Here is an 804-nt window from a genome sequence, read left to right as displayed (position 1 = left end):
TGGCATCGCACCGCCTGATAAGCCTGTACCCGCACCACGCGTAACCACAGGTGTGTTGTGCGCTTTACAAATTTTTAACACTTGTTTAATCTGCTCAACACTCTGGGGTAATACCACTGCTAAAGGTTTTTGCCGATACACACTCAAACCGTCACATTCAAATGGGCGTGTGTTTTCCTCGCCTGTAAGAACATTACCCTTAGGCAGAGTGCGAGATAATTCGTGAATAACTGACATGCAAGCCATTATAATGACTTTTTATTTTCTAACCTTTATAAAACTATGAAATCATTCAATCCACCAATAAGAACACTAATGGGTCCAGGTCCAAGTGATGTGCATCCTCGCATCCTATCAGCTATGGCGCGTCCAACGATTGGACACCTTGATCCTGCTTTTGTTGGCATGATGAATGAGACCAAAGAAGGCTTAAAGTCCATTTTCAAAACTGAAAATGAATTAACCATGCCGGTATCAGCACCGGGTTCTGCGGGTATGGAAACTTGCTTTGCCAACTTAGTTGAACCAGGCGATAAGGTTGTGGTTTGTATTAATGGTGTATTTGGTATGCGTATGCAAGAAAACATCACCCGTTTTGGTGGTGTGGCTGTTGTGGTAGAAGATGATTGGGGTACGGCGGTTTCTTTGGATAAAGTTGAACAAGCCTTAAAAGACAATACAGATGCAAAAATCTTAGCTTTTGTACACGCAGAAACTTCAACAGGTGCACGCTCAGATGCAAAAGCACTGTGTAAGATTGCACATGATAATGACTGCATTACTATTGTTGATGCCGTAACTTCA

General features: G+C 42.5%; 2 protein-coding genes. One reads left to right on the top strand and one right to left on the bottom strand.

The annotated features are described in order from the left end of the window. Positions 1 to 237, bottom strand: a 237-nt coding sequence (locus tag BBROOKSOX_RS11980; protein WP_139662131.1) for an FAD-binding protein, incomplete at its 3' end; no start/stop codon positions are given. Between the two features lie 45 nt (positions 238 to 282). On the opposite strand from BBROOKSOX_RS11980, the gene BBROOKSOX_RS11975 reads away from it, so the two are divergent. Then, positions 283 to 804: pyridoxal-phosphate-dependent aminotransferase family protein (locus BBROOKSOX_RS11975; protein ID WP_139662129.1), on the top strand; the 522-nt coding region annotated here is incomplete at its 3' end.

The sequence above is a fragment of the bacterium endosymbiont of Bathymodiolus sp. 5 South genome, from assembly GCF_900128535.1.
Taxonomy (GTDB): Bacteria; Pseudomonadota; Gammaproteobacteria; order PS1; family Pseudothioglobaceae; genus Thiodubiliella.
The sequence above is the reverse complement of the archived record's forward strand: the minus strand, read 5'-3'. Positions and strand labels throughout refer to the sequence as shown.